At 55.8% G+C, this 9,699-nt stretch carries 8 protein-coding genes and 1 pseudogene; 8 read left to right on the top strand and 1 reads right to left on the bottom strand.

Annotation, left to right across the window (positions count from 1 at the left end; all coding sequences use genetic code 11):
- The 3 genes and pseudogenes from ACN0Q0_RS16565 to ACN0Q0_RS16555 all read left to right on the top strand — a co-directional run.
- Positions 1-789 (top strand): N-acetylmuramoyl-L-alanine amidase (locus tag ACN0Q0_RS16565; RefSeq protein ID WP_417244389.1); only part of this gene is annotated, 789 nt, incomplete at its 5' end.
- Positions 786-1,031, top strand: a pseudogene (locus ACN0Q0_RS16560) (DUF6527 family protein); the annotation flags it as partial. The gene ACN0Q0_RS16565 and the pseudogene ACN0Q0_RS16560, both read left to right, overlap by 4 nt.
- 115 nt (positions 1,032-1,146) lie before the next feature.
- Complete coding sequence (locus ACN0Q0_RS16555) at positions 1,147-1,515, top strand: hypothetical protein (protein WP_343502381.1); 369 nt, start codon at positions 1,147-1,149, stop codon at positions 1,513-1,515.
- A gap of 807 nt (positions 1,516-2,322) precedes the next feature.
- On the opposite strand, the gene ACN0Q0_RS16550 is transcribed toward ACN0Q0_RS16555, so the two are convergent.
- Complete coding sequence (locus ACN0Q0_RS16550; protein WP_343502380.1) at positions 2,323-3,396, bottom strand: SH3 domain-containing protein; 1,074 nt, start codon at positions 3,394-3,396, stop codon at positions 2,323-2,325.
- Positions 3,397-3,915: 519 nt separating this feature from the next.
- Between ACN0Q0_RS16550 and ACN0Q0_RS16545 the strand changes: the two genes are divergently transcribed.
- The 5 genes from ACN0Q0_RS16545 (at position 3,916) to ACN0Q0_RS16525 (ending at position 9,284) form a co-directional block, all read left to right on the top strand.
- Positions 3,916-4,629, top strand: coding sequence for a hypothetical protein (locus tag ACN0Q0_RS16545; protein ID WP_343502379.1), 714 nt, complete (start codon positions 3,916-3,918; stop codon positions 4,627-4,629).
- Positions 4,626-6,233, top strand: coding sequence for a hypothetical protein (locus ACN0Q0_RS16540; RefSeq protein ID WP_343502378.1), 1,608 nt, complete (start codon positions 4,626-4,628; stop codon positions 6,231-6,233). Before ACN0Q0_RS16545 ends, ACN0Q0_RS16540 begins: the two co-directional genes overlap by 4 nt.
- A 259-nt stretch (positions 6,234-6,492) precedes the next feature.
- A complete protein-coding gene (locus ACN0Q0_RS16535) occupies positions 6,493-6,963 on the top strand; it encodes a hypothetical protein (RefSeq protein ID WP_417244388.1) in 471 nt (156 codons plus the stop codon).
- 39 nt (positions 6,964-7,002) lie between these two features.
- Positions 7,003-7,569, top strand: a complete 567-nt coding sequence (locus tag ACN0Q0_RS16530) for a hypothetical protein (protein WP_417244387.1) — start codon at positions 7,003-7,005, stop codon at positions 7,567-7,569.
- 854 nt (positions 7,570-8,423) lie between these two features.
- Positions 8,424-9,284: an exonuclease domain-containing protein gene (locus tag ACN0Q0_RS16525; RefSeq protein ID WP_343502374.1), complete on the top strand. Its 861-nt coding sequence runs from the start codon at positions 8,424-8,426 to the stop codon at positions 9,282-9,284.
- Positions 9,285-9,699 lie beyond the last annotated feature (415 nt).

Genomic DNA, 9,699 nt, shown 5'->3' with positions numbered 1-9,699 from the left:
CGCGCCCTCCAGGCGGGGGCGAATGCGCTCGGCTTCTCGGCCGGGCCTGAAGACGGCCTCTGGGGGCCGCGCACCGAGGCAGGGATGCGCGCGCTGCTGGCGGCGCACGAGGGCCGCTGGGGTGATGCGGTCGAGAAGATGCATCAGGCGATCATCGACCTAGGCTATCTCTCGGCGGGACCGGTCAGCCGCGTCTGGACGCCCGAGCTTGACCGCGGGCTGCGCGCTCTGGTCGAGGGAGAGGGCCGGCCGCGGGCGGGTGCGATCATCGAGGATGTCACGGTGTCGCCGGGCTGGGGCGGCTGGGTCTCGCACGAGAAGCAGGTTCTGCAAGGAACTGCTGGCTACCTGGTCAGCTTGTTCGTGCTGCACACCACCGCGACCTCGGAGACCTGGTGGAAGGGCAAGTCCAACCGGCAGATGTTCGAGGAGGTCCGCGGCTGGCACCTCCGCAATGGCTGGCGCGACATCGGCTATCACGGGCTGATCTTCCCGGATGGTGAGGTGATCGAAGGCCGCGCTTGGTCCGAGATTGGCGCGAATGTCATCGGCCACAATGCGGGCTCGCTCGGCTACTCGATGGTCCCGGTGAAGACCGTGACCCACATGGGCGCGGCCGAGGATTTCTACACTGCCGAGACGCGAGAGGCGATGCGAGGCGTGATCGCCAAGGCCTGCAACGCCACGCAAATCCGCCGGATCGCCGGGCACAACGAATTCGCGAACAAGCTCTGCCCGGGCTTCAAGGTCGAGGACAGTGCGTGGGCACCGCTGGGGTGGGCCGCATGACCCGCGCCGTCCATTACCGCGACAGAAATGCCTTCCTGCAGGACCAGGTGCGCGGCTCGTTCTGGATCAGCGGGCCGGAAGAGAAGGGCGAGCAAAACTTCATCTTCTTCTGCCCGTGCGGTTGCGGCGAGAAGTCTTTGCTGAAGATCGGCAACGGCTTCAAGCCGAAGCACGGCCCTAGCTGGTGCTGGAATGGCTCGACCGCTGCAGCCGAGCTCGCGCCCTCGGTCAATTGGCAAGGCCACTGGCACGGCGGGCGTCTGGCGCGCCTGCTGATGCCCTTTCTCCCAATCACCGACTGGCGTCTGGCGCTGGTCCTCTCTGCGGCACTCTGCCGCCTCCCGAAAGGTACCCAAGATGGACTTCATAAAAGCTCTCTTCTCCAGCCCGGAGCTGGTGCAGGCGATCGCCGGGCTGCTCGGCATCGCGCTCATGCTGATCATCAACCGCGGCGCGGCGGCCTTCGAGGCCTTCACCGGCATCAGGATCGAGGCGGCGGCGCGTGAGGCGTTACATTCGGCCATCAAGTCCGGCGTCGAGGCGGCGCTGCTCGAGGGGCCGGACGCCGGATTTGAGGTTATCAAGGCACACGCGATCTACCATGCGCAGCAGTCCGTGCCGGATGCGATCGCGCGGTTGGTGCCTGGCGACGGCGTGCTCGACCGCCTCGCGCTGCGTTATTACCGGGAGGCCATGGATCGGGTAGGGGTGCAGATCCCGACCTGAGCTGGGCCCGACGCCGAATTGGCAAGCGTCCGTCCATCGCGCCGGGCCCTTTCTTTAGAGATACATCATTGGAATCAACGCGATAGTGTGAGCGCGGGCCCTGCTTTGGGTGACCCGCGCCAAGCAATCGTTCACCAGCAGCCGAGTGACGTGCACGTTGTGGAGAAGGAATTGCCGTTTGAGTCGGTCCCGAAAGTATTGCTCATACCGGGGGATGTGATCGTAGTCGAGTTCCATGCGTTTCCATCGGCCGCGCGCCCAAAAGTCTGCGTCATGTTGCCCGACCGGTAAGAGTCCTGCGACCAGCTCGAACCTGATTGGGAATTGTACCCTTGGACGCTGGTTGTGTTGCCATACCGCTGGACATTATAAGTGTTTCCCGAGGTATCGTAGCACGAGTAATAGCTGCCGCTTCCATAGCATTCCGCGGCTGCGAAAGTCGGCAGCGACATAAGAGCGCCAAGGGCAATAAGCTTAACAGAAAATTTCATAATCTATACCTTCACTGTCCGTGCATTCTACCGATGGGCATGAGCATGGGAAATGCAAGCTATTTCGTTACCTTGTGCGTCGCATGTGAACACGTAAGCGAACGATGATCGCGGGCCAGGACGACGGCGACAACGACTGGGAGGCGTTCAAGGACGGACGCCAGGTCGGCCGCATCCACACGATAGTGCTTCCGGATTCTGAGCGCAGCTTGATGTGTTTCATCTAGGTCGGCGAGCCGACGCGGAGTTATGCGGAAAACATGGACGCGGCGCTAATAGTGCAGCGGCGTGTCGGGTGGCCCGGCCCGAGGCGGGTTCAGTAGAGCCGAAGCAAATAGGCCTCCGCCACATAGCCGGAGCGGACGATACCATTGGCATCCACGTAACGGATGAGCATGAAACCGTTCTTTTGGGTGCCTTCTTTTCTCTCGACTGGATGCCCCTTCGGAATTTGGGCAATCTCATCGTGGTCTTTCGAAGGCCCCACCCGCAACGTTAGACTTGTTTTGTCGGTGTTGATCGACGACCAAACCCACTCACCCTCGACGACCGGCCGCTCAGCCGCCGGCGGGGGCGCCTGAACCTCGACAACTACATTGATTTGCGGCGCCATCACCGTGGCGACTTCACAGTTATTTGGCGCGGAAAGCAACGTAATGAGCACGGACAAGCGGGACAGGGCCTCCCAGGTGCGCTTTGCAATGCCTTTGGGTGCCTTCCTGTTCGGATGCTTTATAAGACGCACCAAGGCCTCGATTTCAACTCGGGCCTGCTCGAAACCCATTGAGCCATTATTCACCAGACGTTCGATTTCACGCAGGTTTTCTACGATCTGTTCGGACATGACGACTTGAGCGGCAAGGTCCGCCTTCACGCGGATGATGTCTTCATGAAGTTGCGCACGCAGCTGGAACTGACGTCTGGGGTTCCCGCCGTCTCTGGCGAACCGATCCATGACCCTTCGCGCCTGCTGTCGCGCCTTGGCTGCGGCTTTGTTCAGAAGCGCAGTTAGGGGTGAAACCCGCTGGGTTGGTAGCGCTATGGCCCCACCAGACCCGCCCTGATAGCCGCCCGACCTACCGGAACTCTCTGACGCGCCCGCGGCCCCGCTGTCCCTATCCTCCAACGGCTCCAACGGCAGCGCATTTAAAATAGCCTCCCAAAGGCGCCTACTTTCCTTTGCACTGACCAGCCCGAGATCCGGCGGCACCCAGGCTGTCGCATCAGAGACATCGCCAGCAAACACGCTGAGCGGCAAAGTGGAGGCGGCGGCCTCAAGCGCGAAATTCGCCCAAAGACTCGTTGGAACATGCATTCGCTCGAGGACTTCGCAGGCCGGTAGTTCTCGAGACAAAAGCCGAATGAAATCGTTTGGATCAGGCCGCGGCATGGCTCCTCCAAGGCAAAGGTCGCATCAATTCATAGATCAATGCGACCATCTTGCCCGAGAGCGCTTCCCGATCAAGAACTTCGACGCTGAGAATTTCTCAGGACAGGGCCGCGCGACCTCTTGCAGCCCTAAGCGAACCTGTGCGCCTGGCGCAGCAACGCCAGCAGGGTCGACACGAAGGGCGGGAAGCTGCCGTTCGCTGCGTCCAGAATGGACGGCAGCAATGCGCAGAAGAACGGTCAATGCAACGCCCTTTCCAGATCGGTCCTGTTGCCTGGCGGGCGTTACAAACGCCGGGACCTGCTCAGCTGGCGAGTCAACACGAAGATGAGGGAACCGCCCAATGAGGACCAAGGAGCGCCGATGAGCTTGGGTCAATGCTCTGCAACGAATGAATGAAGGTTGCAGTCCAGCCGAAGAACTGGGAGTGTCGAGGAAAGCTACCACAGCCTATCCAACACGCTTACGTCAGCCCATCAAAGCAATGCGATCATAGACGAGAAATTGGAGAGCCGCGCGTTGACCGTGGACTATTATACTAAAATTCTGGACCGCAGTCGAAAGTCTCTAGATGACCTGCGGAATGATGATGAAAAGGTTGCCGCATTCACGTCGGCGCATAACGCCATAAAAGACCTCGAATGCCTAGAGGTTTTTCTTCAGGGGCGCGCCGAGGCTGAGATGTTCCGTCTGGCAAAGATAGAGTATCAGCACGCTTTATACTCCGCAAGCGTCGCGCAATACCGGCAAGCACATGTGAGCTTGAGGTTGTTCTTCGAACTTTCTCTCTGTTGTATTCTCTTTTCTGCTCACGAAATCGACATGCACCTTTGGATGAAGGATCAAAAGGATTCGAATTGGTCTTCGATCATATCAAATGAGAATGGTGTATTGTCAAAGACGTTTTCCGGCGCATTTTTTCCTGAAATGAAAGAGCACTGCGAGCAGTATCGCGCGATGGCCGAGGCTTTGTATCGAGAATGCTCTCAGTTTGTCCACGGAAACAGGAATTCCTTTGATGGAATTGATGGAGAAATGGCATATAGCCCCGAAATTCTTGATGCTTGGGTTGATCGGGCAGACACCGCCCTGCGTGTAGTTAAGTTTGCTTTCACTTGCCGCTATCTTAGAGTATCCGAACGCTCACAGAGGGATGTGGTGGAAGATATGATGCTCGGAGATTTTGGCGACCTACCTCCAGTGCAAGCGCAGTTCGAAGGGAAAGAGCAATGAGTGATTTTTTCTTCAGGACTGAGGATATCGGACCTGCAAATATATTGAACTACTTCGTCGAAACTGATGAGGATCGGTCAATAGTGAGCCAGCTCAAGGGGAGAAATCCGACCGTCCTCATCGGGAGTCGTGGTGTCGGTAAGTCATTTTTGATGCGGGTTGCTGAGCAAGAGCTTGCCAAAGATTTCAAGACTCAGAAAATCGTCCCAGTCTATGTTACGTTCGTGAGTGGTTCTCTCTTGAGAAGTGATGATCCGCAACAATTTCGCCACTGGATGCTTGCGCGTATTTGTCGAGCGATATTGCGTAAAGTTCAGAAAATGGGTCTCCTTGCCTCGCCTCCCCAAAGCGCGAACGTGCTCGCCGGCCTTCCGCGAGGATATTCGAACACAGACGGCCTCGAGAGCATCATCAAGGCCTACGAGGCATCTTGGAAGCACCCAGATCAAAAAATAGATTTCAGCAGAATTCCTGACGTAGAAGAGCTTAAGGAAGCTTTGGAAGATTTATCCGAAGAGCTTGGAGTATCTAGATTTTCCCTGTTTATGGACGAAGCTGCGCATATATTCCTACCCTCTCAACAAAGGCAGTTTTTCACACTGTTCCGGGATCTTCGAAGTCACTGCATTACGTGCAATGCGGCGGTTTACCCTGGAGTTACAAGTTTTGGAGATATATTTCAGCCGACGCATGATGCGACGATGCTGTCGATCAATCGAGACATTGGGTCTGATAAGTATATATCCAGCATGCGCAACATTGTTGAGAAGCAAGCCGAAGCTTCGATGCTCAAGGCGATCTCAAAGAATGGTCAAAATTTTGCCACGTTGGCCTATGCCGCAACGGGCAACCCGAGGATTCTCCTCAAGACTATCTCTCAGGCGCCACGCATGTCGTCTGCTGAAGTGAACGCGGTTATCCGAGAGTTTTACCGTTCAGATATCTGGTCCGAGCATTCAGCGCTGTCCGATAAGTATATCGGCCACAAGCCTATGATTGATTGGGGTCGGAATTTCATTGAAGACACTGTCCTGCCTGATCTCAAGCAGAAGAATGACATGTATTTGTCAAGCGAGAAGAATTCAACCTCATATATCTGGGTTCATCGAGATGCTCCGGAAATCGCCAAGGAGGGATTGAGGATACTTAGTTACACAGGAGTTCTAACGGAGCACTCCGATGGAATACGTGCGACCAGAAGTGAAATTGGCAAGAGGTACTTAGTAAATCTTGGGTGCCTTTTCGCACTAGAGTCGAATCCTGCATCCACCGCATTTAATATCGCGACTTCGCTAACACAGAAGAGAATGAGCGAGTTCGGGGTGAAACATCCTGCATTCTCCCCACTAACATCTTCAGGCTTAGATCTAAGTAGCATCGAAGAAGGCTTCGATCTGGAGTACCAACTCTCCAAGCCGAACACAGTGTTGGATATCACCCCTTGGCAACGTGGCAAGCTCGATGAACTTGGCTTGGCGACAGTTGGCGATGTGTTGGCGGCAACGGAAAGCAAACTTAAGGAAGCGCATTACGTTGGAGACGTGCGGGCACAACGTATGCGAGATGCCGCAATTGCGTCCGTTCTTGAGTATCTATCCGGTTAATTCGACAAATAGCGGCGCGGGTAGGCACTTGACATGAGTAGTTGCGGGCACTCGCAACTACTGTATTGTCTGCATCTTCTTCGGCCATGGTGTGGCGCAAGGTATAATTGGCAGCTTTGTCGAGGACGAGTCATCCGCCGCATCTAGCGTGAAGGTCGGGTTAGGGCCGTCACCGCGCGCGCCCTAGCTTTTGACTAGCGGGGGCCCAGGCCATCATGTCCTAGGAGTGGGGCTGGAAGGCGGTACAACAAAGGAGGCTATGATGAGACTTGAGGATATCGCTCCTGACGTGCGCAGCCTAGCGTTCGAATTCTTCTATTGGTTTTCGAGGTTTGAGTTCGCTCTCAAAGAGAACAGGTTCTTGAAGAAGCAAACTCTAGGCTCACGCGCTGAACCTGGATGGGACCAGTTCGTCGAGAAGTACGAAGCAGCCTATAACCTCTCGGCCGCGGGCTCGCAGCTAGTTGTCGAGGCCCCACAGCGTCAGATTGTTGGGCAACACAGGCTTGAGTTCATTCCAGTCGGCTTTGACGATCAGCCAGCTGAACTAGAGAAAGTCGTGCGTCTCCTGAAAACGGTTCGAAACAACCTCTTCCACGGAGGCAAGCACGGTGTCGAAGGTTGGGATGATCCAGGACGAACAGTGCTTCTCATGAGCCTGTGTATCCATATTCTCGACGAACTTGCCGAATTAGCTGGGATTGAGGCGGACTACAAGCGTTACTACTGACTGAAGGCGATAGAAATAAAGCACGAAAGGAGCCTGGATATGGGGAGTATGGGGGAACTGCAAAGCAGGCTTTATGGCGGTTTGTGGCACACCACACGTCCTGACCGCTTACTGTCCATCGTTGAAGCTCAGGCAATATTAGTAGAACCCGATATCCATGATCGAGAGAGGTCAAATACTGCCAATGGGCCGAAAAATTACCCAATCTCTCGGACTATTGGAGGTATAAGTCTATTTGATTTTGATGGATTCGATCCGGAGAGCTATGAGAAGCAGTTTCCGGTGAGCTCCTGGCATTTCTTTGTCCCGTATGTTCGTCGCTGGCAAGGTGCTGTGTGGCTGGAAATCGAACGTGACGTTGTGAGAGAACAGTTGGTGTCACCCACTGCCCTACTCAGAAAATGGAAGGAAGAGGGACTTTATGGTCATAATATTTTGCCGAGGTTGGAGGCCACGCATGTTGGTGACGTTCCGATTTCGGCAATTAGTTCTGCGTTTCTAACTTGGGATGATGGCCGGGAAGTTCGCGAATTTAGTATCCGAAACTTTGACCACAACATCTTCACTCAGATCCTGAAAGAATGGCAGGAGGCTGTCGGAAAATAGTCCACTAACGAGTAATCATTTTGGCAACGTGGGAGGCACCTCTCCTAGCGAATTGGCCTCGAAAGATTTATTGTAAGATGTATTCCATTTCGAAATTCGGTTGATGCATTGACAATCAATGCCAACTCGGCAGGCTGCGACTGCAGCAATAGTTGGCACTGGTCAAAGGCAGGTATGGGCCGTCATCTCTCGATGATTATCGACTTTGGGCTAAACAGACGCGGACCTTTTACAGCAGGCGAAGACATGCGGCCCTTCAAACCTTTCTGAATTTGCGATGCAAAGTCTTCCAAACTGGCTACACGGATGTAGTCTTTTTCGAAGCGCGTAGGGGAGACAACATATGTCCCATCTTCGTGTCGATGCGGCGTGACAACCTCACCCTTCTGCGGCCCACGTGCGACTTTCGCGACGATCTTCATTTGCAATCTAGCCTTCTGGCAGTCTTCGCCAAGTTGATCACTTGGCGAAATTGTGTGCAATCATCAATGACTGTATAGGCTGGGGAACAAAGGCTCGTCCATCTAAAGGCAACGTATGATCGGTTTGCATCAGTTGCGCTGCAGAGTTTTTGCCGAGCCCGAAGGTCCGCCCCCGGACCGACACAAGGCGTAGCCAGCGCCTGCCGTCAAAGGCGGCTTTGGGTCGCTTGCGCCAGGCGGACCGCCTAACCTGGGCGAGCAGGTCGGCGCACCGCCGCATGTACGCTCCCAGCCCGAAGGGACCGATGTTGCGATCTGCATGGAGGGCGGCTTTGGTGAAGGCAAATGCTTGGACAGATCAACGGAGTGCGTTGGCAGACGAAACATGCATCGTTACGTTTCCAGCTAGACCAATGAGGGATAAATTTCGCTATGAGATTCGTTGCCATAGACGTTGAAACCGCAAACGCCGACATGGCGTCTATCTGTTCAATCGGAGTCGCCGCCTTCGAGAACGGTACCCTCGCGTCTGAATGGTACTCGCTTATAGACCCGGACGACTTCTTCGATCCCGTCAACATGTCGATCCACGGCATCACGGAAGGCGATGTGCAAGGCGCGCCGACGTTCAACGAAGTCGCCGTGGACATCGAACGGCTTCTTGGCTCGCAGGTCGTTGTCACCCACACACATTTCGACCGTGTTGCGATGCATCAAGCGGCGGGCCGCTGGGCAATTCCGACCCCGGCCTGCACCTGGCTCGACTCGGCCCGCGTCGCCCGGAGAACATGGGCGGAATGCGCGAAATCGGGCTACGGCCTCGCGAACGTCTGCAAAATGATCGGTTACACCTTCGAGCATCACAACGCGCTTGAGGATGCAAAGGCCGCGGGGCACGTCATGCTCGCTGCGATGAAGGAAAGCGGTCTCGATCTCGATGCGATCCAGAAACGCGTCTTGCAGCCCATCGACCCGTCGTCGAGCGGAGCCGCTGCGATCACGCGCGACGGGAACCCGGACGGCCCGCTTGCAAGTGAGGTGATCGTATTCACGGGCGCGCTGGACATACCGCGCCGTGAGGCCGCAAATCTTGCGGCTTCCGTAGGCTGCAATGTGGCGAACAGCGTCACCAAGAAAACGACCATGCTCGTCGTGGGGGATGTGGATGTGACGAAGCTCGCGGGTCACGACAAATCGTCGAAGCACCGGAAAGCGGAAGAACTGGTCGAAGCGGGTCAACAACTGCGCATCATTCGCGAGACCGACTTCAAGGAGTTGGTCGCGCTTTCCTAAACAGCCATACCCACGTGACAGGTCATGTAAATCATTTGCGACATTAGCGCGGCCGCAGCGAATTCACACTTTGTCCGCACTGCCAACCTAGGGATCCTGGACCTTCCTGCTCAGTGCCACGAAGGTCCGGCATGGGGAAGCTGCGCTGCGGCAACGGTGATCCTGGCCAAGGTCGGCTTTGGGCCGAGACTGCGGTTGACCCGGCGGGAACGCTGACCGGGTCATACATCCCCCTGGCCCCTACCTTGTACGCGCTATGTCGCGGCTTGGTAGTTTGCAGCCTCCATATCTGCTTCCCAAGGTTTGCCGGACGGGGTAGGCAGCCCGAACCTTGGAAGGGTTGCGAAGATCATGGCGCAAAATGCCACCATTTACAAAATCGAACTGTCGATCTCGGACATGGATCGCCACTATT

Source organism: Celeribacter sp. (genome assembly GCF_048259695.1).
Classification (GTDB): domain Bacteria; phylum Pseudomonadota; class Alphaproteobacteria; order Rhodobacterales; family Rhodobacteraceae; genus Celeribacter.
The sequence above is the reverse complement of the archived record's forward strand: the minus strand, read 5'-3'. Positions and strand labels throughout refer to the sequence as shown.

Coding starts and splice junctions, on each gene's coding strand:
- ACN0Q0_RS16555 (WP_343502381.1), top strand. CDS start 1,147: ATGGACTTCATAAAAGCTCTCTTCTCCAGCCCGGAGCTGGTGCAGGCG.
- ACN0Q0_RS16550 (WP_343502380.1), bottom strand. CDS start 3,396: ATGCCGCGGCCTGATCCAAACGATTTCATTCGGCTTTTGTCTCGAGAA.
- ACN0Q0_RS16540 (WP_343502378.1), top strand. CDS start 4,626: ATGAGTGATTTTTTCTTCAGGACTGAGGATATCGGACCTGCAAATATA.
- ACN0Q0_RS16535 (WP_417244388.1), top strand. CDS start 6,493: ATGATGAGACTTGAGGATATCGCTCCTGACGTGCGCAGCCTAGCGTTC.
- ACN0Q0_RS16530 (WP_417244387.1), top strand. CDS start 7,003: ATGGGGAGTATGGGGGAACTGCAAAGCAGGCTTTATGGCGGTTTGTGG.
- ACN0Q0_RS16525 (WP_343502374.1), top strand. CDS start 8,424: ATGAGATTCGTTGCCATAGACGTTGAAACCGCAAACGCCGACATGGCG.